The 21969-nt window shown below is 54.0% G+C and carries 22 protein-coding genes and 1 tRNA gene; 4 read left to right on the forward strand and 19 right to left on the reverse strand.

Going from position 1 to position 21969, the window contains the following annotated elements; translation table 11 throughout:
- Positions 1-67: 67 nt before the first annotated feature.
- The 15 genes from EQM14_RS06645 to EQM14_RS06715 form a co-directional block, all read right to left on the reverse strand.
- Positions 68-1201: a glycerate kinase family protein gene (locus tag EQM14_RS06645; protein WP_128742214.1), complete on the reverse strand. Its 1134-nt coding sequence runs from the start codon at positions 1199-1201 to the stop codon at positions 68-70.
- A 77-nt stretch (positions 1202-1278) separates the two neighbouring features.
- Complete coding sequence (locus tag EQM14_RS06650; RefSeq protein ID WP_128742215.1) at positions 1279-2685, reverse strand: GntP family permease; 1407 nt, start codon at positions 2683-2685, stop codon at positions 1279-1281.
- A gap of 183 nt (positions 2686-2868) precedes the next feature.
- Positions 2869-4029 (reverse strand): CdaR family transcriptional regulator, encoded by a 1161-nt coding sequence (locus EQM14_RS06655; protein ID WP_128742216.1) that lies wholly within the window; start codon positions 4027-4029, stop codon positions 2869-2871.
- 323 nt (positions 4030-4352) lie between these two features.
- A complete protein-coding gene (locus EQM14_RS06660) occupies positions 4353-5381 on the reverse strand; it encodes a LacI family DNA-binding transcriptional regulator (RefSeq protein ID WP_326975627.1) in 1029 nt (342 codons plus the stop codon).
- A gap of 115 nt (positions 5382-5496) precedes the next feature.
- On the reverse strand, positions 5497-6381 hold the full coding sequence (locus EQM14_RS06665) for a ribokinase (protein ID WP_128742218.1): 885 nt from the start codon (positions 6379-6381) through the stop codon (positions 5497-5499).
- A gap of 14 nt (positions 6382-6395) precedes the next feature.
- The gene (gene rbsD, locus EQM14_RS06670; protein WP_128742219.1) at positions 6396-6797 is read right to left on the reverse strand and encodes a D-ribose pyranase; all 402 of its coding nucleotides are present in this window, start codon (positions 6795-6797) and stop codon (positions 6396-6398) included.
- A 16-nt stretch (positions 6798-6813) separates the two neighbouring features.
- Positions 6814-7848 carry an ABC transporter permease gene (locus EQM14_RS06675; RefSeq protein ID WP_128742220.1) on the reverse strand — a complete coding sequence of 345 codons (1035 nt, stop codon included), beginning with the start codon at positions 7846-7848 and terminating at the stop codon, positions 6814-6816.
- Positions 7849-7864: 16 nt separating this feature from the next.
- The gene (locus EQM14_RS06680; RefSeq protein ID WP_128742221.1) at positions 7865-9421 is read right to left on the reverse strand and encodes a sugar ABC transporter ATP-binding protein; all 1557 of its coding nucleotides are present in this window, start codon (positions 9419-9421) and stop codon (positions 7865-7867) included.
- An 11-nt stretch (positions 9422-9432) separates the two neighbouring features.
- On the reverse strand, positions 9433-10074 hold the full coding sequence (locus EQM14_RS06685; protein ID WP_128742222.1) for a DUF2291 family protein: 642 nt from the start codon (positions 10072-10074) through the stop codon (positions 9433-9435).
- 163 nt (positions 10075-10237) lie between these two features.
- Positions 10238-11278 carry a D-ribose ABC transporter substrate-binding protein gene (locus tag EQM14_RS06690; protein ID WP_128742223.1) on the reverse strand — a complete coding sequence of 347 codons (1041 nt, stop codon included), beginning with the start codon at positions 11276-11278 and terminating at the stop codon, positions 10238-10240.
- 29 nt (positions 11279-11307) lie between these two features.
- The gene (locus tag EQM14_RS06695; protein WP_128742224.1) at positions 11308-12813 is read right to left on the reverse strand and encodes an FGGY-family carbohydrate kinase; all 1506 of its coding nucleotides are present in this window, start codon (positions 12811-12813) and stop codon (positions 11308-11310) included.
- Positions 12806-13744: a transketolase family protein gene (locus EQM14_RS06700; RefSeq protein WP_128742225.1), complete on the reverse strand. Its 939-nt coding sequence runs from the start codon at positions 13742-13744 to the stop codon at positions 12806-12808. The genes EQM14_RS06695 and EQM14_RS06700 overlap by 8 nt, the downstream gene beginning before the upstream one ends.
- A complete protein-coding gene (locus EQM14_RS06705) occupies positions 13741-14565 on the reverse strand; it encodes a transketolase (RefSeq protein WP_128742226.1) in 825 nt (274 codons plus the stop codon). The genes EQM14_RS06700 and EQM14_RS06705 overlap by 4 nt, the downstream gene beginning before the upstream one ends.
- A 5-nt stretch (positions 14566-14570) precedes the next feature.
- Complete coding sequence (locus EQM14_RS06710; protein WP_128742227.1) at positions 14571-15971, reverse strand: L-fucose/L-arabinose isomerase family protein; 1401 nt, start codon at positions 15969-15971, stop codon at positions 14571-14573.
- A 662-nt stretch (positions 15972-16633) separates the two neighbouring features.
- Positions 16634-17077: an Lrp/AsnC family transcriptional regulator gene (locus EQM14_RS06715; RefSeq protein WP_128742228.1), complete on the reverse strand. Its 444-nt coding sequence runs from the start codon at positions 17075-17077 to the stop codon at positions 16634-16636.
- 139 nt (positions 17078-17216) lie between these two features.
- Here EQM14_RS06715 and EQM14_RS06720 point away from each other — a divergent pair, with 139 nt between their 5' ends.
- Complete coding sequence (locus tag EQM14_RS06720) at positions 17217-17633, forward strand: carboxymuconolactone decarboxylase family protein (protein WP_128742229.1); 417 nt, start codon at positions 17217-17219, stop codon at positions 17631-17633.
- Between the two features lie 553 nt (positions 17634-18186).
- On the opposite strand, the gene EQM14_RS06725 is transcribed toward EQM14_RS06720, so the two are convergent.
- Positions 18187-18263: transfer RNA gene (locus EQM14_RS06725), tRNA-Ile, on the reverse strand.
- Between the two features lie 200 nt (positions 18264-18463).
- Here EQM14_RS06725 and EQM14_RS06730 point away from each other — a divergent pair.
- Entirely contained in the window at positions 18464-18733 is a 270-nt protein-coding gene (locus EQM14_RS06730) for a late competence development ComFB family protein (protein WP_128742230.1), read from the forward strand.
- Here the strand turns inward: EQM14_RS06730 and sdaAA are convergent.
- From sdaAA to EQM14_RS06745, 3 genes are all read right to left on the reverse strand, one after another.
- Entirely contained in the window at positions 18730-19605 is an 876-nt protein-coding gene (gene sdaAA, locus EQM14_RS06735) for an L-serine ammonia-lyase, iron-sulfur-dependent, subunit alpha (RefSeq protein ID WP_128744260.1), read from the reverse strand. The two genes, EQM14_RS06730 and sdaAA, sit on opposite strands and share 4 nt — an antisense overlap.
- 11 nt (positions 19606-19616) lie before the next feature.
- Positions 19617-20279, reverse strand: coding sequence for an L-serine ammonia-lyase, iron-sulfur-dependent subunit beta (gene sdaAB / locus EQM14_RS06740; RefSeq protein WP_128742231.1), 663 nt, complete (start codon positions 20277-20279; stop codon positions 19617-19619).
- A gap of 133 nt (positions 20280-20412) precedes the next feature.
- Complete coding sequence (locus EQM14_RS06745) at positions 20413-20613, reverse strand: hypothetical protein (RefSeq protein ID WP_128742232.1); 201 nt, start codon at positions 20611-20613, stop codon at positions 20413-20415.
- Positions 20614-20749: 136 nt separating this feature from the next.
- On the opposite strand from EQM14_RS06745, the gene EQM14_RS06750 reads away from it, so the two are divergent.
- Positions 20750-21070, forward strand: coding sequence for a putative heavy metal-binding protein (locus tag EQM14_RS06750; RefSeq protein WP_128742233.1), 321 nt, complete (start codon positions 20750-20752; stop codon positions 21068-21070).
- Positions 21071-21139: 69 nt separating this feature from the next.
- The gene (locus EQM14_RS06755; RefSeq protein ID WP_128742234.1) at positions 21140-21916 is read left to right on the forward strand and encodes a M15 family metallopeptidase; all 777 of its coding nucleotides are present in this window, start codon (positions 21140-21142) and stop codon (positions 21914-21916) included.
- Positions 21917-21969 lie beyond the last annotated feature (53 nt).

Genomic DNA, 21969 nt, shown 5'->3' on the forward strand with positions numbered 1-21969 from the left:
AAGGCAGAAGCTGGAGCGCATAGCCGTTCCCGTATTCCAATTATTTAGGAAAACCGGAGCCGGAAAATTACAGATGCATGGTTGTAAAAAAGCGCATCAAATTATCCATGGTGAGCGCCAGGTCCTCCCGGCAGCGGAGCTTCGCTTCTGAGAACGGGACCGCTGCGCGGTTGATGCTGAAAATCGCACTGACACCTTCGTCGTAGGCTCCTGCGATCCGGTCCCCGATGTCTCCGACCACGGCGATCAGCGGCACCCCGTGCTTCCTGGTCCGCCGCGCCACACCGATGACGACTTTGCCGCTCAGCGACTGGGAGTCCAGTTTGCCCTCTCCGCTGAAGACGAGGTCGGCCCCCCGGAGCTGCTCGTCAAAATGCACCGTGTCAAGTACGGTCTCGATCCCCATCTGCAGCCGGCTGCCGAAAAATGCCGCCATGCCGCCGCCCATGCCGCCGGCGGCACCGGCTCCGGGCAGTGAGAGAATATCCTTTCCGAGATCCCTCCGGATCACATGAGCCAGATGCTCCAGATTCCGGTCGAGCCGCCGGACTTCTTCTTCGGTTGCGCCCTTCTGAGGGCCGAAGACGGCCGCCGCGCCGCGAGGACCGCATAATGGATTGTCAATGTCGCACATAGTCACCAGGTCGACGCTCCGCAGGGCCGGATTCAAGCCGTTCACATCGATTGACGCGATCTTTCCGAGCGTTTCCCCGACCGGGACGAATTCCTTTCCGTCCTTGTCGCGGAAACGAACGCCCAAAGCGGCGGCGGCACCCGTGCCGCCGTCGTTTGTCGCGCTTCCGCCCAGTCCGACGATCATTTTGCGGCATCCGGACTCCGCGGCGCGCGCAATCAGCTGCCCCACGCCGAAAGTGGTGGTTTTTCCCGCCGAGCGGTTTTCGCCGACAAGCGGCAATCCGGCCGCCGCGGCCATTTCCACAACGGCGGTCCCGTCCGGAAGCACGCCGTAAAACGCCGGGATTTCCTCAAAGTACGGACCCTTCACCGCAAGAGAAATTTTCTGTCCCCCGGCGGCGGCCAGAAAAGCGTCCACGCTGCCCTCTCCGCCGTCGGCGACCGGAATGCTGAGGACGCTGGCACGCGGGAAATATTTCACAATCGCGTCCCGCATGATTCCGCAGATCTCGGCCGACGACATCGTACCTTTAAAAGAATCCGGAATGAGCAATATTTTTTCCATAAGAGAAGTCTCCCAAATAATCCGCAAAATCCAACTGGGCTGCAAGCACGGACCAAAAATATTGACAGATAAAAGAATCAGCGCAGGATCAGGGACAGGATAAATACCCCGGCCATGGAGGCGAGACCTTCCACCAGAGTGACCACCGTTTGTGTTTTATAGCCCTGCTCCGGTGTCATCGCGCCGAAATTTGTTACGACCCAGAAATAAGAATCGTTCGCGTGAGATACCGTCATCGCTCCCGCGCCGATCGCCATCACGGTCAAGGCGCTCATCACGGGGGCCTGAAGGCCGAGGACCCCCATCAGCGGGGCCATAATGCCGGCTGTTGTCGTTATGGCCACCGTCGAAGAGCCCTGAGCGGTCTTCAGAATCGCCGCCAGCAGGAAGGGGAAGAAAATTCCCACGCTCTGCAGCAGCGCGGCATTGGACGTAATGTATTCCACCATTCCGGAAACGGCGATCACTTTGCCCAGAACGCCGCCGGCCGCGGTGATGAACAGGATGGGTCCGACCGTTTTCAGCGTTTCATTCGTCACGTCGTAGAAACGGCCCATCTTTTTCATATCCGCCAGCAGCCATACTCCGAACAGCGTGCCTACGGCCAGCGCAATGATCGGCGTGCCGAGGAAAGAGCAGAGCTGTGCGCCGAACCCGGACCAGTGAGCCATGGATGAAATGGAGCCCAGCGCCATGAGAAGGATCGGAACGATAATCGGGCTGAGCGCCAGCGCCCCGTTCGGCAGACGGCCGTATTCGGCTAAAATTTCTTCGTATGTTTTCACGATTTCGCCGTCCGCCGGCTTTGCGTCGGCCTCATCGGCGGATTTTACCCTTTTGCAGATATATTTCGAATAGAAGTAAGCGGCGATCAGTGCCGGGATCGAAACCAGTGCGCCCAATCCCATGACCAACAGCAGGTTTTCTCCGATTCCCAACGTATTCGCCGCGGCGATCGGGCCCGGCGTAGGCGGAATGAACACGTGAGAGGCATACAGGCCGGCGGCGAGGCAAACCGTCAGCGAGACGCTGCTTTTGCGGGTGCGCTGCACCAGCGCCTTGCGGATCGGGTTCAGGATGACGAATCCGCTGTCGCAGAATACGGGAATGGATACAACCCATCCCATAATCAGCATGGCTAAATCCGGGTGGTCCGGCCCAACCACGTGAATGACCATATCCGCCAGCTTAAAAGCGGCTCCCGTCGCCTCCAGAATCGTGCCGACCAGCGCGCCCAGAATGATGACGATGCCGATGCTGGTGAACGTGCCGCTGAAACCCGCCCCGATCACATTGGCAAGCCCCTGCACTGCAACGGTTCCATCCGCGTTTTTCTGGTCCACCAGCGGAATGCCCGCCACCAGGCCGAGTAAAAGAGATATGGCCATGATGGCCAAAAAAGGATGAATTTTAAGTTTGGAAATTGCGAGGATCATTACAATGACCGCTATGACGAATGCGATGATTAATCCAAATCCGGACATTTTGACTACCTCCTCAAAAAATTTCCGCAGTTGGCAGGATGCACAAAATATTATATCCCTGCCATTCCACTTTATTTATGATATCCTTCCCGAAAGGCCACGTCTATGGTATGAAAAACATATTTTTGTATTAGATTATGTTACATGAGACAATATTATCAAGGAATACAAAGAGTATTTGTTTTAATTGCCAAATCCTCCGAGACTCTTTTGAAGATCGCGGAAAATTTGGATGGCAATATAGTAAATCGCGCAGCCTCTTGGGAGGCGGACATCGTGCCCTGTCACGGCGGCCAGCTTTTTCAGCTTGTACTGCAATGTGTTTTTGTGCATGAACAGTTTTTCGGAAGCGCGTTCGATGGAGCCGTCCGCCTCAAAATATACCTCCAGAAGACGAATCCAGTGCCGGATTTCCTCGAAGCTGCAGCCTTGAAAAATTCTTTGCAGGTATTCCCTTTTGACGGCGGGAGGAATATCCTCCAGAAAGATTTCCGTCGTCATCTGGCTGTACAGAGTAACCTGAAACGGAGCCCTGCAGGCGTGAGAAGCCTTGTTGGCTCTGGTATAAGCGCTTTTTACATCCAGAGTTCCGTTGGGATTGTCGTCGATGCCGGCCAAAAGTTCAATATTGTGGGCCGTGCGGATCCGATGGATCAGCGACTGGGCCAGCTGCTCCATCTGCTGGTCGTCCCGTGGGGTCACAAGACAGATTTGCTTGGTGGTCATGCGAAGGAACACATTGTTTGGATCCTTGCAGATCAATTGCCGGATAGATTTTTCCACTTCCTCGATCTGTTTCTGGCCTTCGTTTGTTCCTGAAAGGCTTTGAAAATTTTCCAGACGCAGAACCATCGCGCGCCGCGGACGCAGAATGTCAATGTGCAGAGCAATCCCTCTTTCGGCAAAGGAATGCCCTTTTTCCAGACCGTCTCCCAAAATCCAATTTTCCAGAAAGCGGCTTTCGATTTTTTTATCCAGCCGCTCCTGTTCCTGCGCATAGCTTTCACGGACCAGGATTTCGGTCATTTTCTTAACGATCTGACCATAATTGAAAACCTGTTCGTAAGGACCGGTGATGCCGACAACGCCGATGATTTTTCCTTCAATGGTGATGGGAAGGTTCAGCCCGGCGCGGGTAGTCTGTGTTTCGTCTTCCTTTTTCACATAAAATTCGGGAAGCTGTTCGTCGATAATTTTTTTTGCCCCGGCGTGGAAATTGCCGATCCGCTTGGGATCCGTGCTTGCGATGATATAGCCGTTTTCGTCCATCAGATTGACGTGCTGCTTCACGATGGAACTGATTTCAAGGGCAATCTGCCGTGCACTTTGAACAGAAAGGAACATAACGGTTTCCCCTCTCCGGTTCGCCTGTTTTTCAAAAATGAGAGCTTTTATCGCTTCTGTGTGGCGGTATTTCTTTTTTGTCTTTTTATTATATCACGGAATCCGGAAAGGGCGGGGCATATATCTCGCTCTGCTGTTCCATCAAAAACAGACGTCCGTGCTGATGCAGTAAAACAGGCCGCCGATCGGCGGCCTGTTTTACTGCACAAAAAAGTAACGCCAATGTGCGGTCGGCGTTACTTTTTTAGCACCTTTCAGTGCCGTTGGAAAAGAGGACCAGAGGATTGGGGTGAGGCACAGAAATCGTTCCGGCCGTTTCCTGGCTATAGGACCGCGACGCTGTCGCGTTTTATCAGCATATTGCAGATTTCGATCTTCAGATGGATATCCGGATTCCCGCTGTTGATCCGTTCCACAAGACGCCGCACGGCAACCCGGCCCATTTCTTCCTTGTCAACGCGGATCGAGGTGAGCATCGGGGTAGAGATCCTGCAGAAGGGCAGGTCGTCGAAGCCGATGACCGAGATGTCTTGCGGTATGGTCACGCCGTGCTCATTCAGGGCCTTGATGGCCCCGAATGCAATAATATCGTTGTCTGCGAAAAAGGCCGTAGGCAGGGGCGGATCACTTTCCAGCAGCTTGCTCATATCCTGGTGGGCCCCCTCCACCGTCGGTGTCAGGGGAAAGGTATAGTTCGGGTCGGGTGCGATCCCGGCATCCTGCAGCGCCAGCATCCATCCCAATTCGCGATAGCTGAAATTTCGGATCCGTATTCTGCTTTTCAGGTAGCCGATCTTCTTGTGCCCGCATGCGATCAGATACTGGGTGGCTTCTTTTACAGAATCCAGATTATTGATGAAGACGCTGTCGAAAACGGTCTTTTCAAACCACGCGTCCAGAAGGACCAATGGTGCCGCCGCTCTTGCAAAAGGCACGATGTCTTCCTCCGTCAATTCCGTTGCCAACAGCAAAATGGCATAGGAAGGGTCGGACAGCAGTACCTGAAGCTGCTGCTGATAGTCCGGCTGCCCGGTGTCAAGATTGAGCAGGGTGATTTCATAACCGGCTTCCCGGCTTTCATTTTCCACTCCTTCGATCAATGCCGAAAAAAAGGGTGTGTCGGCAACAACCTGGCCGCCATTTTTTATGATCACAAATCGGATCCCGTCGATCTTGCGTGAACCCTGATATCCGCAGGCACGCGCCGCCTCCAGAATCTGACGGGCCGTTTCGGGACTGACGCCTTTTTTATTATTCAAGGCATTGGAAACCGTCGCCTGAGAAAATCCCGTCATTTCACTGATTTGTCGAATGCTTACCTTCATATGTGTCCGCACCTCTTCTGAAAACACCTCTCCGTAATTTATTATTATATTCTTGTTTGTTTACTTGCACAAGGCATTCCTGCAACTGATCATCCGGAAAGCGTCAAGGTCCATGCGGCATATCGATCCGGCAATGGAAAAATCAGGGGAACCGGGACTGAACTTCTGCCAGTGTCGGTATGCTGGCGGCGGCACCCTTGTGGGAAACTGCGATCGCCGATGCCTGTGAAGCAAGCTTCATAGCGTCTCTTAAGCCGCCCTGGCGAAGAATTTCTGAAAGGAAAAAACCGGTGAACGTGTCGCCGGCTCCGGTCGTATCCACCCTCGGCGAAGGGAAAATCGGCTGGTGGAACCGGTCGCCGCGGTCCAGGCAGACTGCGCCGTCACGGCCCAGCGTAAGCACACACACCGCCCCGGGAAACCTGGCCTGCATCCGATCCAGAATCCGGTCGGGCTCCCGTTCGCCCGTCAGTTCAGACCCTTCCACTTCGTTCAGGAAAAACATCGACACTCTGGAAAGATCGCAGGCAAGGATATTCTTGTCAAACGGCGACGGATTCAGAACGATACGCATTTTTTTACGATAGGCAAGGTCAAGGATGATAGGAATGTCGTTGATCTCGTTTTGGAGCAGAAGGACGTCGCCTTCAGAGAACCCGGACAGAGCACTCTCTGCATAATCCAATGAAATGCGGCGGTTGCTTCCGCCGTAAAGCAGAATGCAGTTTTGCCCGGAGCGGTCTACTTGGATGATGGTGTGGCCGCTTTTTCCGGGCACTGTACGCACCAAAGAAACATCCACCCCGCTGCTGCGGCAGATCTCCAGCAGGCGTCCGCCGTCCTCGCCGACCATCCCCGCGTGGCAGACCGGCGCTCCTGCGCGTGCCAGCGCCAGAGACTGGTTGAGCCCTTTTCCGCCGCAGAAGACTTCCATGCTCAGCGAGGCCGTTGTTTCCCCCTCCCTGACAATATGGTCGACCGTATAGACATAGTCATAGTTCAGCGAGCCGAAATTCAAAATCTTCATTTCTGCAGATCCCTTCATGCGGGGAAGGCAACCCCTGCCCTGCAGATGATATTGGGGAAGGGGGTGAATTCCCCCGTGCGCACGGCGAACTTCACGTTTGCCGACATTTCCTTGAGCCTGATGTGCGGAATTTTATCACAGGTGGCTTCCGGCAGCTTTCCCTGTATATAGGCAAGAAGCTCCGGGTTTTTCTCGGTGATCTCTTCCGCAAGGGTATAATGCTCCACCACTGTTTCCGACAGGATCGCGTCCAGCACCTGACGGAACGTCGGCACACCCCCGCACACTGCCAGATCCACAACCGGCACCCCTTTCGGGATGGGCATGCCGGCATCCCCTACCATAAACAGATCCTTGTGACCCAGCGCCGCGATGTATCCGGCAAGCTGGGCGTTCAGCACTCCGCTTTTCTTCATTACAAGATGACTCCTTTTATGTATTGCGCGCCTGCAAGGCGATCTTTGCCTCCATTTTACGCTGGAACTGATCGATGATAACGGCGAGGACAATGACCAAACCTTTAATGACCTTCTGCCAGAATTCAGAAACGCCGCACATCACCATGCCGTCGTTGATTACGCCGATGACGAACGCACCGAGGATGGTGCCGCCGATGGTCCCGACACCGCCCGCCATGGAGGTGCCGCCCAGAACAGCCGCTGCGATTGCGTTCATTTCCCACGAATCACCGGTGTCAGGATGCGCCGCAACCAGTTGAGCGGACGTGATAATGCCGACGATAGCCGCGCAGATGCCGGAAACGACATAAACAATGATTGTGACTTTGTTGACCTTTACGCCGGAGAGCCTTGCGGCCCTCTGGTTGCCGCCGACCGCAAGGATGTGCCAGCCGAAGGATGTTTTCTTCAGGATTACCGCCGCGATCGCGGCAATGACAACAAAGATGATCGCCCCATTGGGGATGCCGAGCGTATTGCTGCCAAACAGGATAAACCCGGTGTTGCCGAGACCCGCCTTGCCGGTGATGTCGGAGAAGGTCGCGCCGTTGCTGCGCAGGTTGGCAAAGCCGCGCGCAATATACATCATGCCGAGCGTGGCGATAAAAGGCGCCACGTTGAATTTCGTGATTACAATCCCGTTGACCCATCCGATCAGCGCGCCGACCAGTACGGTAATCAAAAATATGGACGGGACGTTAAAATACAGGGTCACGCCGAACAGGTTGAGCGTAAGCCCTTCCTGGATCAGCCCGCCCGCGATCATGCCGCCCAGTCCGACGATGGACCCGACCGAGAGGTCGATGCCTCCGGTAATGATGACGTAGGTCATGCCCACCGCAAGAATGCCATAGAGCGCAACGTGTTTCGCGATCAGGAGAAGCGTCTCTCCAGCGAGAAAATTCGGGGCCGCGATGCTGAAAAAGGCAACCAGCAAAATCAAAACGATCAGTGTACGTCCTTTCAGCAACAGCATGACGAGAGATGAATTCGACTGCTTCTTTTTCATATAACCAGTTTCTCCTTTACTCTTCAGACGATTTGGTGTGGTGGCCCTTGTAAGAGGCGAGGACCAAATCGTTTTCATTGATTGAGTCGCCGCTCAATTCACCTGTCAAAATGCCGTTGGAAAGAACGAGAATGCGGTTTGCAATTGCGATAATCTCTTTGAGCTCGGAGGAAATGACGATGATGGAAAGGCCGCGTTCCGCATACTGGCGGATGATATCGAAGACCTCCGTCTTTGCGCCGATGTCGATTCCGCGGCTCGGTTCGTCAAGCAGCAGGATCCTCGGTTCGGTCAGAATGCCCTTGCCGATAACCACCTTCTGCTGGTTGCCGCCGGAGAGCGAAAGGATAGGCAGGTTTTTGTCGGCCACCTTGATATGGATGTCCTTAATCTGTTCGTCGACATTTTTATCTTCCTCTTTCGGGTCCAGAAAAATGCCTTTTACATATCGCTTTAAGCTGGAAAGCGAGATATTCTTTTCGATGTCCAGCGTCTGCACCAGGCCTTCCCTCTGCCTGTCCTCTGGCACCATGGCAAAGCCGCGTTCGATCTGCTCCGCGACGCCGTGGATCTTGATCGGCTTTCCTTCCAGGGACACTTCGCCCGTGCTTTCGGGGTGCAGCCCCATGAGGCATTCGAAAAGCTCCGTGCGGCCGGCGCCCAGCAGGCCGTAAATGCCGAGGACCTCGCCCTTTTTCAGATCGAAGCTGACGTGGTTGACCGTGTACCCGCCGCCGTTTTTCGGCAGGCAGAGATCCTTGACCTGCAGGACGGTCTCGCGCTTGCTCCAGTCGATATCGCGGTCCAGCTTTGGGTAGGATTTGTCGCTGCCCACCATCTGCTTGACAATCCAGCCGATATTGATATCCCCGACCTCGGCGTCGGCAACATACTTCCCGTCGCGCAGGATAGTGACATGGTCGCCGATTTCCATGATCTCTTCCAGCCGGTGGGAAATATAGACAATGGAGATCCCCGCGGCCGTCAGCTCGCGGATGACCTTGAACAGGACTTCCACCTCCTGTTCGCTCAGGGAGGAAGTCGGTTCGTCCATGATGAGGATTTTCAGATTTTCCTGGACCAGGTTGCGGGCGATTTCGATCATCTGCTGCTGCCCCACGCGCAGGTCTCCGACCAGCGTATACGGGTTCAGCGGGTGTTCCAGCCGCGCCAGGACTTTTTTCGTCTCTTCAATGTGCTTTTTATTGTCCAGTTCAAAACCGTTTTTCGTTTTCTCGCGGGCCATGAATATGTTCTGGTAAACCGAAAGGTTAGGGAAGAGGCTCAGTTCCTGATGAATAATGCCGATGCCGCATTTGCGCGCGTCGTCCGTATTCCGGAAGCTGACTTCCCCGCCGTCCATGAAAATCTGTCCCGCGCTGGGCTGCTCAATGCCCGCGATAATTTTCATCAGCGTCGATTTGCCCGCTCCGTTTTCCCCGACCAGCACGTTCACTTTTCCTGTTCTGACATGGAACGAAACCTGATCGAGCGCCTTGGTGCCGGGGTAAATTTTATCGATATGGTCGGCAAACAGGCACACATTCCCGCTGCCCTTCTCGATCGTCTCCATCTGCGCGCCCCCTATTTCGCCTTAATCTGAACCGGCGTAATCCGAATCTCCGTATCGTCGCCGGCTGTAAAGCATCCGGTGAATTCAATCGTTTTGCCCGTCAGTGAAGCGACGTTTGCGGGGTCGACCGCTTCTTTCTGCACGGTCTTATTGATGCTCTGCGAGATCTGCGCCCACTGCACCTGGTTCTTGTAGTCTTCATATTTGATAAAACTCAGGCTGTCGCGCACGGAAGTCCCCATATAAACCGGACCGATCTGGATCTTGATGGCCTGTTTCCCGCTGTAGCCGTCGAGAGACAGCTGCATGGTGCCGGCCTTTTTCTGCTGATCCACCGAAGTCACTTTTCCGGTTCCCTTGACAATAAAATTCACTTCTCCGCTGGTGCCGGAAGAAAATTTGCCGTATTTTTTCGCGACCGACTGAAGGCTGCCGTTTGCTTCGGTCAGCAGAGTATTCAGGTCGACCGCCTCTTTAGTCAGTTCCGGAACCGCTTTGGACGCCCATATCTGATCGACGCTGTCTCCTGCGTTGAACGTGGTTTCGCCTGTCAGTTTGCCTTCTTCACCAATTTTAACGACCTTGGCGCATCCTGCGAAAGAAGAAACAACAAGCGCAAACGCAAGCAGTGAAGCCGCTATTTTCATTTTCATGTCTTAATTCCCCGTTTCTGGAAAACTCAAACTCTCTGATGCCCGTCTTCATGAACGAGCCAATGGCAGTGATTAGGAATATAGGGGGCGGGGGAGGTTCCCGGTCGGGACCTCTCCCGCCCCAATAAAGAATCAGGAAGAAAAGAACATCTTGCTGTCAGGGTCAGTCGGAGTATACGAAGGTATGCAGCTTGTCAACATTGTCTTTTGTGATGATTACACAGTCAATGAGCTGTTTCTCATCCTTGCCGGTAGAGCCCGTTTTCAGGTACTGGTCGGCCTGCTCCACTGCGGTTGTGGCGATAACGGCGAACTGCTGCAGGGCCGTACCGACCATGTTTCCCGACTTGATCTGGGCCGCGGCCTCGTCGGAACCGTCGACGCCGACAATCTTGATGTCTTTCTTGCCGGATTCCTTGACGGCAGCGGCGGCGCCGACCGCCATGGTGTCATTGCCGCAGACGATTCCCTTTATGTTCGGGTGGGACTGCAGAATGGTTTCGGTCTTGTCGTAAGCCTGAGTCTGCTCCCAGTTGGCCGTCTGAGTCTCAACGCATTTCATGTCGGTGTACTGGTCGATGACCTCATGGAACGCGCTGGAGCGTACGCCTGCGTTCGTGTCGGAGTCCTTGCCTTTCAACTCGGCGTATTCGCCTTTTTCGCCCATGGCTTCGACAAATTTTTCGGCGATGCCTTTCGCGCCCTGATAGTTGTTCGCGACGATCTGGGCGATGGCGACGCCGGACTGGTTGATTTCACGGTCGATCAGGAAAGTCGGAATATTGGCGTCGGCCGCTTTCTTGACGGCGGCCACAGTGGCGTCGGCGCCCGCGTTGTCACAGATAATGGCGGCCGCTTTATCTGCAATGGCATTGTCGAACAACTCGCTTTGTTTGTTGGCGTCATCGTCATGCGAAACGGCTTTGACCTCGTAACCCAGGGCCTTTGCCTTTGTGGATGCGTTGTCGGCCTCGGCCTTAAACGCGGGGTTTGAGATCGACGGAGTGATGATATAGATGATTTTGGAACTGCCGCCTGTCAGACGTTTTTGTGTGGCGGCGGACGACGATGCCTGTGAGGAAGTTTCCTCCGGCTGTGCCGCCGCGGAAGACGCTGCGGACGACCCGTTGGAACTGCAGCCTGTGAAAATTGCGCCGGTCATAATAGCCGACATAAAGATCGCTGTGGTTCTTCTGAGTTTCATACAAATTCCCCCTAAAAAATTTTTAAAACTTAACAGGGTATTGCCCTGTGTTTTACTTCATGATGCAGCGCCAGCGCCACCGCCTGCTTCCATCCGGAGAGAAGTCTCTCCCGCTCCGCCGCAGGCATCTTGCTTCTGTATTCCGTAAGATAGGCCCGATCGAAAATCTTCTCGCCGTCATACAGCCCGGCCGAAATGCCCGCTGTAAACGCCGCGCCCATGCCCGAAAGCTCCTGCAGACCGGGAATGCGGACCGGCAGCCCGATCAGGTCGCTCTGAAACTGCATCAGGTATCCGTCTCCGGTCGGGCCTCCGTCGGCGCGCAGCTCCGTAATGGGAAGACCGGACTGCCCGCGCATGCTTTCCACGATGTCCGTGATCTGGTACGCAATGCAATTCTCTGCGGCCCGCACGACTTCCGCTTTTCCTGTCGTACGGGTCATGCCCGTCATCACGGCAGTCGCCGCGCTGTCCCAGTAGGGCGCTCCCAGCCCCGTGAAAGCCGGCACCAGATAGGTGCGGTCATCCGGGTTCGCTTTTTCCGCCAGGGACTGCGCTTCCGCGGCCGACTGAATCAGGTGAAGGTCGTTCTTCAGCCAGGAAATCACGGCGCCGGTGTAGTTGATGTTTCCTTCAAGAACATAATCGACTTTGCCATCCATTCCCCAGGCCAGCGAGGTGACGACATCTTTGCCGAAAACCGGCCGGCTGCCGATATTCATCATCACGGAAGAACCCGTGCCATAGGTAGCCTTCACCATGCCGGGACGCAGACAGCCCTGGCCGAACAGGGCGCCGTGACTGTCGCCGAGTACGCCGCAGATCGGAACGGGCCTTGGCAGAAAGCCTTCAAAATCCGTTTCGCCGAAGACGCTGTCGGAGCCGCAGACCTGTGCGAGACAATGTTTCGGAATTCCAAACGCCCTGCATAGTTCCTCATCCCATCGAAGAGAAGAAATATTGAAAAGCTGCGTCCGCGATGCGTTTGAATAATCGGTTTTAAAAGCGCGGCCTCCGGTCAGGCGGTAGACAAGCCAACTGTCAACCGTTCCCATGCAGAGGGATCCCTCTGCGGCCTTTCGCTTGGCGTCCTGCACATTTTCCAGAATCCAGGCCAGCTTTGCCGCCGAAAAATACGGTGAAAGAGGAAGGCCGGTTGCCTGTTTCACCCGCTGCGCGAAATCCCCCGTGTCCAGCCGGCGGCAGATCCCGGCGCCGCGCGCACACTGCCAGACAATGGCGTTATAAACCGGTTTTCCGGACGCGCGGTCCCACGCGAGAGCCGTTTCCCGCTGGTTGCTGATGCCGACCGCCAGAATCTGCTCTTTCGCGATGCCGGCCTTTTCCGCAACATCACGCACGGCCGCCAGGGTATTGACGTAAATCTCTTCCGGGTCATGCTCTACCCAGCCGCGGTCGTTAACAATCTGCGCGTGCGCGCGGTCGCAGCGGGCAATCAGATGTCCGTCCCCGTCAAACAGCAGCCCTTTCGTCCCCTGTGTGCTTTGGTCCACCGCCAGAATGTACTTATCCATGAGGCATGACCCCTTCGGCCGCTTCCGCAATTCCCGCGGCGTTCAGGCCGTAATAGTCGAAAACCTCTTTCGACGTGCCCGTGACCACCGGGGAATCCGGCAGGGTCAGGCTCCTGACGCGGGCGGGATGTTCGGCCGCGACGATCTGGCTGACCATGGAGCCCATGCCCCCGAAGGCAGTATGCTCTTCGACCGTGACGATGCCGCGTGTTTCGGAAGCGGCCTTCAGCACGGCTTCCCGGTCGATGGGTTTCACGCAGTACATGTCCAGCACGCGTGCGGAAACGCCCTTTTCCGCCAGAAGCGCCGCCGCGTCTTTCGCGGGCCTGACCATTTCGCCGTAGGCGATGAGCGTCACGTCGTCGCCGCCGCGCACCAGCGTGGCACGATCCATTTCAAACGGGACATTGCCCTCTTCATAAACATCCTCCACGGCATTGCGTCCCACACGCACATAGGCCGGTTCCCCGCCCCTCAGCAGCGCCCGAATCAGGCACTCCGTCTGGAAGCGGTCGCTCGGCAGGTAGACGCGGAGTCCCGGGATGGAAGCCATGGTTGCGATATCGTTGGTCGAATGGTGCGTCATGCCGAGCGCGCCGTAGCTGATGCCTCCGCTGATGCCGACGAGCGTGACATTGGTGTGGGAGTAGGCGACGTCCACCTTCACCTGTTCCATGCTGCGCGTGGAAAGGAAACTCGCCGGGGAGACGGCAAAGCATTTTTTACCGCAGCGGGCAAGACCGGCGCTGACGGAAACCAGGCTCTGCTCGGCGATGCCGACTTCCACGAACTGTTCCGGGAACGCCTCCGCGAAGCCGGTCATGGAGCCGGAGCCGCGCGAGTCGCTGCACAGCACGACGATATTTCTGTCCCTGCCCGCCTCGTCCATCAGGACGCTGCAGATGACCTGCTTGTTTGCAACCTTATTCATAGCGCGGATTTCCTCTTTTCTTCCAGTTCCCTCATGGCCTGGGCGTATTCCTCCTGTGTGGGCAGGCGGTGGTGCCATCCGGCCTTGTTTTCCATGAACGACACGCCGCAGCCCTTGGTCGTGTTCGCGATGATGACCGTTGGCTTCCCTTTCGCGGCTTTCGCAAGCTCCACGGCGTTGCAGACCGCCGTCACGTCGTTTCCGGGAATGGAGAGCGTGTTCCAGCCGAACGCCGCCCAGCGTTCCTCCTGGCTGTCCTGCTTCATGACCTCTTCCGTACCGCCGGAAATCTGGAGGCGGTTGCGGTCCACGAGCGCGGTGAGATTGTCGAGCCCATAATTTGCGCCGGCCATGACGCCCTCCCAGACGGAGCCTTCGGCAAGCTCGCCGTCGCCCAGCACGGTGTAAACGCGGTACGGCGCACCGTCCATGCGGGCGGCCAGCGCCATGCCCACCGCCAGGGAAAGGCCGTGGCCCAGCGAACCGGAATTCATTTCCACACCCGGGACCTTGTTGTTCGGGTGTCCGATAAATTTCGACAGATACCTGGAATATGTATCAAACAGCTCCTGCTTCGGGAAATATCCCTTGTCTGCCAGAATGCAGTACAGAGCCTCCACGGAGTGTCCCTTGCTGAGAATGAAGCGGTCGCGGAGCGGGTCGTTTACGTTTTCCGGCGTACAGTTCATCTCCCGGTAATAGAGCGCCACCAGGATATCCGTTTCGCTCAGATCCCCGCCGATGTGCCCGCCGCCGGCCTTGCGGATCAGGGTGACGACGTCCTCTCGGATTTGCCAGGCTTTTTCTTTCAGATTCACCATGCCGATCATTCCCCCCTGAGGTAAGCTTTTACCTTTTCTTCAATCGGGTCGTAGAAATCCGGTTTGACCCCGATATATTTGCAGGCCTCGTACAAGACCGGCACGATGTTTTTGTGAATGCCGACGCAGTGATGGATGTACGGCCCGCACACGATTTTTTCTTCCAGGCGCTTGATGTTCTCAACCTCAATCCACAGGTAAGTTCCCATGCAGACCGGGCCGTCCACGCCTTTCGCGTTTCCCATCAAAAGGGAATACTCCCCTTCGTCCCCGTCGAAACGGCACAGGGTGATATCGCCGTGTTTGGCTTCCGCCGTCAGGCTGCCCGGACAGTCGAACGCCAGAGGATAGCCGACCTTCGGCTTTTCCCTCGCCACGGAAATCGGCCACGGGCCGCAGTGCTGCAGAAGCTCGCCGTTGGGGATGTCCGGGTGGCGGATGGTCCAGTCGGCAAAGAATGTGCGCACTTCGCCCATCCCGGCGGCTTCCGCCATCAGCGCGGTGACCGCGCCGTGGATATCCGTTTCGCAGACGACCGGGATGCCCTCCTCGTTCAGAAGGGCGTTCGCCGCGCAGGGCATGATGCCAAGCTCGCCCTGAAGGGCGTTCCAGCACTGGATGGCCGCCGCGTTGCACCCGTATTTTTCAATCAGGCGGCTCATAGCCACTTTCAGCGCGGCGACGGTTTCCAGCTCGCCGTCCTTGATGCGGACATCCATGTTTTTGCGTATGTAGTCCTCTACCTCAACGGCTTCCTCACCCTCCTGTTTGGCCTTTTTCACTTCGGCGGTCAGCTCCGGCAGAGAAATGGGCGCGAGCTGGATATTGAATTTTTCAAGAAGCTCGCCCTCGTTGCACATGGTGCTCCAGAAATCGAACGGGCGGGGGCCTATCTGGAGGATTCGGATATTGCGGAACGTGCGGACGACGTTGCACACAGCGAGAAAGTCCCGCACTCCGCGTTCAAATACAGGGTCGCTCAAACGGCAGTTGGTCAGATATGTAAACGGAACGTGAAATCTGCGAAGGACCTTGCCGGTCGCGAACAGGCCGCACTGCGTGTCGCGCAGCCGTACGCCGTTCGAATCCGGCCGCTCGTCAAGCGGACCCCACAGCAGCACCGGAACATTCAGCGCTTTGGCAAGACGCGCGCATTCATATTCGGTCCCAAAATTGCAGTGAGCCAACAGAATGCCGTCAACCTTTTCCCTCTTGAATTTCTCTTCTATTCTGGCAAGGCCGGCGTCATCGTACAGAAGCCCTTCCTCATTACAGTCTTTGATATCAACGAAATTCACTCCGAGCTCCCGAAGACGATCCGCAGTGAGGTCCCGGTACCTGCGTGCATCCGGAGCGCTGAAAATGCTGCGTCGTGTGGGCGCATAACCCAGCTTTACTGAATTCATAATCTGTTCCTCCACAGCCTCTGGAAAATTATCAGTCAGTCCGTCGCTGCGCGGCCGGTCCCGCTTCGCGGGTCAGGTTCTCTGCTGCAACTTCAGCTGATGATATCATAGTAAATCTTTTTATAAATATTTAGTAATATATTTAGAATTATAGACTAAAAATTTTTAAATTGATAGGATTTTATAGCGCATTCAGACCATTTCTTTTTAAAACGATGAAGATAACTTAATTAAATCCGTTGCTTCGACTACAAATCAATCAATACGTCCAATTTATTTCAATTTTCCAATTTTAATTATTTATATAAATTTTTACAACAAAAACATTCTTTTTCCTTGTTTTCTTTCCGCCGGCTCCATCAAGCGCGGCACCCTCCATACAACGGCGTCGGCCAATGATAGGACGGCGATATTCCCGACGGTGCAGCGTCCGAAAGCGGGGCAGTCGCGTCCTGAAGTAAGGGCGCTGTGGAAAGCTCTCCCGGATTTTAGGGACAGTTGTAAAGCCAATTCAGATATGACGAAGGCTCTCGGAGAAATCCGGGAGCCTTATTTTTTCTGTTTATCCGGATAACTAACAGAGCGCATCAAGAAGCAAGCAAAGAAAGCAAATACAGCTGGATAGAGAGCCACCAGACGCAATCCTGAAAATATGGCCGATTTTATAAGAACTTGTTTATACTATTATTGACTTCCACTTTTGAGAAAACGATGGATGTCTCTGTTAATGCATATGAGGATATGGCATTTATGAACTGTTCAATATCCTCTAAAGAGGGGACCGACAGTTTAACAATAAAACACGCAGCGCCCGCAATTCTGTAGCACCATTCACTGTGCTTATAATCCTTAATGAAATTTTTAAATTTCTCGTATTGCCCATCCTTCATGGTAACTTCAACAATACAATCGATTGCGAAACCAAGCTTCTTTTTGTTTAAACGGATCGTATATTCTTCAATAATGTTATTGTCCTCAAGCCTTCTTACTCTCTCGGTCACAGAAGGCGGCGAAAGATTTACTCGCTTAGATAATTCCCTTATGGAGATACGGCTGTCTGTCTGCAACTCATGCAAAATCCGCACATCTATTTCGTCTATTTTCATTTGAAACACCTTTTCCTGATAAAAATATCGATAGCCATACTGATACAAATAATATCATATCATATGGAATACAATTTTTATTATATCCCTGCTATAATTGCTTTGTCAACGGAACGTATCATTTAAGGAGGAAAAATCTATGGCGATCATTTCTTTTTCACAGAACGGGCTTACACCATTTCAACAACTATTAGGACATAATAAAAATATATTGGAGAAATGGGCTTCGCTGGAAGAATCTATTTTTTCGAGCGATACATTTCCCGCGGAATTAAAGGAGGAGGTCCGGCGCACTCTGGCATTTAATAACGGCTGCGAATACTGTAAGGCTAAGGGGGTTCCATCAAAAACCGGACTGGATGCACGGACGCAATTGGCTGTCCATATAGCGGATCGATCCAGCAAAACAATACACATCAGCGACGACGAATTTGGCATACTGAAAAAAACGTTTACCGACAGCGAGATTTCGGAACTTCTGGCACTTATTTGCTTTGTAACGGCTTGCCAAAGATTTGGGGCCTTATTGGACTTAGCTCCAAGCTGTCAAATTTGAGTGATTCACACAGATAGCACAAATAGTTAAGATTGCTGCCAGGTATGGTAGAAGGGACTGTCGCAGGCGGCGGATGCCCTCGGGGAAATGCTGAATGATTTACATCACGGTATTGACAAACGGATAGAAAGAATAAAAGGTATACCGAGCGAATTAGTTTCCTGTTTGTGAGGCTTTTTTATATTTTCTCTTGACAATTTTCCACATTCGGATTACAGTATAGATGTTGTGTATGGAGGCTCTATTCTCCGGATGCAGGGGCAGGGGTTCTTGCACTTCTCCTGTCTTCTGCTGGGTCCATCGGGATTTATTTCCGATGGACTTTTATTTTTTCTTGAAATTCACTAAATTCTCGGTTATAATAATCATATTAGAGCTTTTATAGTACAAAATTAGGGCTGTGCACGGCTTTAATAGGGGAATAAGGGCTCTTTTTATATAGCCCTCTCTGTTGCTTCGGCGGCAATGGGAGGGCTTATTTTTAATGCTGATGTTAGGAAATAAAATCCGCATCAGACAGCCAGAAAACGGCTGTCTGATGCGGATTTTTATTTGGTGGGCCATCAAGGACTCGAACCTTGGACCGACCGGTTATGAGCCGGTTGCTCTAACCAACTGAGCTAATGGCCCGTCCAATTCATCTGACGAGCGACAGAATTTCCTATGCGCATCAGAAACTAGATTATTATATCATAGCCGGTACGGCAATGCAATAAATCTGCATCAAATAAATAAAAATACAATTGGGCATTTACATTTACATAAAGAAAATGGTATAGTAAATTCGTACAAGATCGTCTTATAAGGGATATGACGTTGAGAGGTGCTTCATGAAAATTGTCAATGTTACGGAAAATCTGGTGGAGCAGAAACTGGATGAAATAATTGACACGCTTGATTGCTGTAAATGCGATCAGTGTAGGGCGGACATGATTTCCTATGCGCTGAACAGGCTGTCTCCCAAGTATGCGAATTCGGACCTCGGCAGGGCGTATATGAAGCTGGATGCCACATCGACTCAGTTTGAAATCGACCTGCTGACCGCCTTGTTTGAAGCAGCCGAAAAAGTGAAAGAGAATCCGCGGCACCGTCCCGTTTAAAGGATGCCGTGGATTTTTTTTGCCGCGGCGGCTCCGGTCGGCGTTGCGGCCAGGCCGCCTGTTCCCGTTTCTCTTAAGCAAGCCGGCATCATGTCTCCGACCGACCGCATTGAGTCGATCACTTCGTCAGGCGGAATGGCGCTGCCTATTCCCGCCAAGGCCATATCCGCGCAGCTGATCGCATTGACCGCACCGATCACATTCCTTTTTACGCACGGAATTTCCACCAGCCCGGCAACCGGGTCGCACACCAGGCCGAGCAGGTTCATCAGAGCCATGGAACAGGCGCAGGCGCTCATCTCCGGAGTCCCGTTTTTCAGGCAGACAAGCGCCGCCGCGGCCATGGCGGAAGCGGATCCGATTTCTGCCTGACAGCCTCCTTCCGCGCCTGAAATCGACGCGCGCGATGCGATGATCTGCCCGAATCCCGCCGCGACGAACAGCGCCGAGGTGATTTCCCGGTCGCCGGTTTTATTTGCCCTCGCGAATGGGATCAGGACGGCGGGCAGAACGCCGCAGGAACCCGCGGTTGGTGCGGCGACGATCCGTTTCATGCACGCATTGCTTTCCCCCATGCGCAGCGCTTCCGCAATCACTCCGGACAGATAAGCGCCCGCAATGCCGTTTCCTGTAAGGGCATAGCGGCGCATTTTTTCTCCGTCCCCGCCGACCAGCCCGCTTTTGGAGCGCGCCGCGGCGCTGTATCCTTCGCTGGCGGATTTCATCGCGGCCCAAAGCGCGTTCATCTGTCTGAAAGAATCTTCCCGGACAACACCGCGGTCCTTGACGTCCTCGTTTAAGATCACTTCCCAGAGCGGAAGGCCCTGCTCTTCCACTGCTGCCAAAAGCTGTTTTACCGATACAAATGCCATCATTGCCTCCGCTATTCGTCCAGATTTAAATAGGTCACCTTGATAATGCCGTCTTCCTTCTCAAGCGACGCGAGCGGCTCGGCGGGAATCGGCTGGTCGCATTCCAGCACCATGACCGCGTACCCTCCCCTCACGTTCCGGTAAAGCTGCATGGCGGCGATGTTCACCGAGTATTGATATAAAAGCGTCGTTACCTGCGCCACATGCCCCGGCCGGTCCAGGTTGTGGACGACCAGCGTTGGGCAGTCGCCGGAAAAATTCGTCTCGATTCCGTCAATGCGGCAGATGCGGATTCTGCCTCCGCCGAGCGAGGAGGCGACAACCTCCAGATCTTTTCCGCTTTTTCCCTTCACGCGCAGCATTGCGGTGTTTGGGTGAACATTCCGCAGCGTCACTGTTCCCGAATGAAATTTCATCCCTTCTTCTTCTGCAATCGCGAAACTGGAAGGAATCCTTTCGTCATCAGGCTTCATTCCAAGGAGTCCGGCGACCAATGCGCGGTCCGTGCCGTGTCCCTCTCCGGTTGCGGCAAAAGATCCGTGCAGCAGCATTTCTGCTTCCGCGACAGGTTCCCCCAGCAGCTTCCTGGTTACCAGTCCGATGCGGACTGCGCCCGCAGTGTGCGAGCTGGACGGCCCGACCATGATCGGGCCCATGATGTCAAAAAGGTTCATTCGGCTTCCTGCCTTTCCAGGATGCAGCGGACTGTTTCGATTTGCCTGAAAACGATTCCTCTGAGTCCCGCCTCTTATCATACCATGTCCGGCGGATAAATCAATACGGGCAAATAACCTCTTGGGCTGATCTTTAGGAGTCCGCTTTCTGATTTCCGTTGCCGGAGGACGACCCGGACACTTCCGCTGCCGCCATCAGGGAGAGCTGGTCGCCGACAACGTTGAAAAAGGCGCCGAGCACGTTCATTTCATTGGCACTCAGCCCCTGGGAAATATCAAGAGCAAATGCCGTTGCCGCGAGAATCAGTTTTGTTCCGTAGTCGTTCCGACTCAATATCATCATCCCCAGAAAACCGGATCATAACAGCATATGGCTGCAAATTTTTTGTTAGAAGCATTATATTGCGGCCTTTAAAAAAATACAATAAAGAAATCGGCTTTTATCACAATCCTAAAAGGAGGAACTGCTCATGATCTGTACGACGACCCCCGCGATTGACGGCAGAAGAATACTGGAATATAAAGGGATTGTATTCGGAGAAGTGATCTCCGGTGTTGATTTTATCAAGGATTTCGCCGCGGGACTGTCGAATTTTTTCGGCGGACGTTCAGGCACCTATGAAGAGGAGCTGATCCGGGCGAGGGAAAACGCGATTTCCGAAATGGAGCGGAGAGCCGAAAATCTCGGAGCGAATGCCGTGGTCGGCGTCAAGCTGGATTATGAAGTGCTCGGCGCCAACAACGGCATGCTGATGGTAACGGCTTCCGGCACAGCCGTGAGGCTGGAATAAGGCCGGAAAACACGAATTTTTTTCTGCATTTTTCCCATACTAGTTTTAGTCTTCAGGGGGGAATGCGGAATGGGAAATCGAAGGAAAAGACTGAAGAATTTCCTTTTTGTTTTTGCGGCTGTGGTTTCGATTTTCGTTTTTTTTGCGTCTTGTGTTATTACGTTTTTGGAGGTTTATTCTTACCGTGACAGCAGGGAGGAGACGGCGAATGTCAGCGCGGTTTCCTCTGCTGCTGCTTCACCGTCATCCTCGCCGCCTTCCGGAAAGGTTTCCTCCGCTGCGGCGGGAACTGCGGTGACGGATGAAAATCTGCTTCTGGTCAATTACGACCATAAGCTTCCGGACGGCTACCAGCCGGACCTGATCTCGGTCTACGGAGTGCAGATCAACCGCCGGGCTGCCGCGGCGTATGAGAAAATGAATGCCGCCGCGGCCTCGGCCGGGGTATCCCTTTGGATTTCCTCCGCATACCGCAGCAGCGAAAAGCAGGAAGAATTGTTTCAGGAGGAAATCGATGGCTACTCAAAATCCTATTCTTCGGTTGGGGAAGCGGAGGCTTATGCGGAAAAGTCGGTCGCCCGGCCAGGGTACAGCGAGCACGCCACGGGCCTGGCGATGGATTTGAACGGCGTAAGGGATGATTTCGACACCACGCCGGCTTTTCAGTGGCTTTCGGAGCATGCGCAGGATTACGGCTTTGTCCTGCGTTATCCAAAGGATAAACAGGAGATCACAAAAATAAAATACGAGCCGTGGCATTACCGCTATGTGGGGGTCGAAAACGCGCAGGTGATGAAGAAAAAGAACCTCTGTCTGGAGGAATACCTCGATTTCCTGCAAAAATAGGGGAGCGTTGATTGATTATCCCTCCGGAATTTGGTATAATCTACAATCAGAAC

The organism is Caproiciproducens sp. NJN-50, assembly GCF_004103755.1.
Lineage (GTDB): Bacteria > Bacillota > Clostridia > Oscillospirales > Acutalibacteraceae > Caproicibacter.

Excerpts from the sequence above, each read along its gene's own strand:
- EQM14_RS06680 (WP_128742221.1), bottom strand. The coding sequence starts at position 9,421 with ATGGAGACGATCGAGAAGGGCAGCGGGAATGTGTGCCTGTTTGCCGAC.
- EQM14_RS06705 (WP_128742226.1), bottom strand. The coding sequence starts at position 14,565 with ATGGTGAATCTGAAAGAAAAAGCCTGGCAAATCCGAGAGGACGTCGTC.
- EQM14_RS06700 (WP_128742225.1), bottom strand. The coding sequence starts at position 13,744 with ATGAATAAGGTTGCAAACAAGCAGGTCATCTGCAGCGTCCTGATGGAC.
- EQM14_RS06690 (WP_128742223.1), bottom strand. The coding sequence starts at position 11,278 with ATGAAACTCAGAAGAACCACAGCGATCTTTATGTCGGCTATTATGACC.
- EQM14_RS06710 (WP_128742227.1), bottom strand. The coding sequence starts at position 15,971 with ATGAATTCAGTAAAGCTGGGTTATGCGCCCACACGACGCAGCATTTTC.
- EQM14_RS06675 (WP_128742220.1), bottom strand. The coding sequence starts at position 7,848 with ATGAAAAAGAAGCAGTCGAATTCATCTCTCGTCATGCTGTTGCTGAAA.
- EQM14_RS06755 (WP_128742234.1), top strand. The coding sequence starts at position 21,140 with ATGGGAAATCGAAGGAAAAGACTGAAGAATTTCCTTTTTGTTTTTGCG.
- sdaAA (WP_128744260.1), bottom strand. The coding sequence starts at position 19,605 with ATGGCATTTGTATCGGTAAAACAGCTTTTGGCAGCAGTGGAAGAGCAG.
- EQM14_RS06750 (WP_128742233.1), top strand. The coding sequence starts at position 20,750 with ATGATCTGTACGACGACCCCCGCGATTGACGGCAGAAGAATACTGGAA.
- EQM14_RS06665 (WP_128742218.1), bottom strand. The coding sequence starts at position 6,381 with ATGAAGATTTTGAATTTCGGCTCGCTGAACTATGACTATGTCTATACG.
- rbsD (WP_128742219.1), bottom strand. The coding sequence starts at position 6,797 with ATGAAGAAAAGCGGAGTGCTGAACGCCCAGCTTGCCGGATACATCGCG.
- EQM14_RS06720 (WP_128742229.1), top strand. The coding sequence starts at position 17,217 with ATGGCGATCATTTCTTTTTCACAGAACGGGCTTACACCATTTCAACAA.
- EQM14_RS06650 (WP_128742215.1), bottom strand. The coding sequence starts at position 2,685 with ATGTCCGGATTTGGATTAATCATCGCATTCGTCATAGCGGTCATTGTA.
- EQM14_RS06685 (WP_128742222.1), bottom strand. The coding sequence starts at position 10,074 with ATGAAAATGAAAATAGCGGCTTCACTGCTTGCGTTTGCGCTTGTTGTT.
- EQM14_RS06655 (WP_128742216.1), bottom strand. The coding sequence starts at position 4,029 with ATGTTCCTTTCTGTTCAAAGTGCACGGCAGATTGCCCTTGAAATCAGT.
- EQM14_RS06645 (WP_128742214.1), bottom strand. The coding sequence starts at position 1,201 with ATGGAAAAAATATTGCTCATTCCGGATTCTTTTAAAGGTACGATGTCG.
- EQM14_RS06715 (WP_128742228.1), bottom strand. The coding sequence starts at position 17,077 with ATGAAAATAGACGAAATAGATGTGCGGATTTTGCATGAGTTGCAGACA.
- sdaAB (WP_128742231.1), bottom strand. The coding sequence starts at position 20,279 with ATGAACCTTTTTGACATCATGGGCCCGATCATGGTCGGGCCGTCCAGC.
- EQM14_RS06730 (WP_128742230.1), top strand. The coding sequence starts at position 18,464 with ATGAAAATTGTCAATGTTACGGAAAATCTGGTGGAGCAGAAACTGGAT.
- EQM14_RS06695 (WP_128742224.1), bottom strand. The coding sequence starts at position 12,813 with ATGGATAAGTACATTCTGGCGGTGGACCAAAGCACACAGGGGACGAAA.